This window comes from Halorubrum sp. Atlit-8R, assembly GCF_003666025.1.
GTDB lineage: Archaea > Halobacteriota > Halobacteria > Halobacteriales > Haloferacaceae > Halorubrum > Halorubrum salinarum.
The window spans coordinates 1-514 of the sequence record NZ_QPLV01000039.1; the positions used below are offsets into that span (position 1 = coordinate 1).

The 514-nt window shown below is 65.4% G+C and carries 2 pseudogenes; both read left to right on the forward strand.

The window, feature by feature from the left end:
• Positions 1 to 163 (forward strand): annotated as a pseudogene (locus tag DVK05_RS16465) (replication factor A); the annotation flags it as partial.
• Positions 164 to 514, forward strand: a pseudogene (locus DVK05_RS16470) (DNA-binding protein); the annotation flags it as partial.

Genomic DNA, 514 nt, shown 5'->3' on the forward strand with positions numbered 1-514 from the left:
CGACACCACCATCGTCGAAGAGGAGATGCGAGGTGACCTCGTGGGGTACTACTACCGCGTCAACGGCCCGACGCTGGGCCTGTACGTGCTCGCCAACGAAGTCGAGCGGCTGCGCGAGCCGGCGGACGCAGAAGAACTGCTCATCAAAGCGAGGTCGATGTAAATGAGTTCCAACGAAATCCCCACTCGAGAGGTCGCCCGGCGCGTCTTCGCACAGGAGTTCAACGACGCCGGTTACACGTTCAAAGAGTCGGACGACGAGCGCGCGCCCGTCTATCTGCTGCTCCCGACGGGAGAGAGCGCCAACCGCGTCTTCCTCGTCGGCACGCTGACCGAGAAGGAAGACGTCGGCGAGGACAACGAGTACTGGCGGGGTCGCATCGTCGACCCGACGGGGACGTTCTTCGTCTACGCCGGCCAGTATCAGCACGAGGCCGCCAGCGCGCTGCGCGACCTCGACGCGCCCGCCTACGTCGCGGTCGTCGGCAAGCCGCGGACCTACGAGACCGACGAC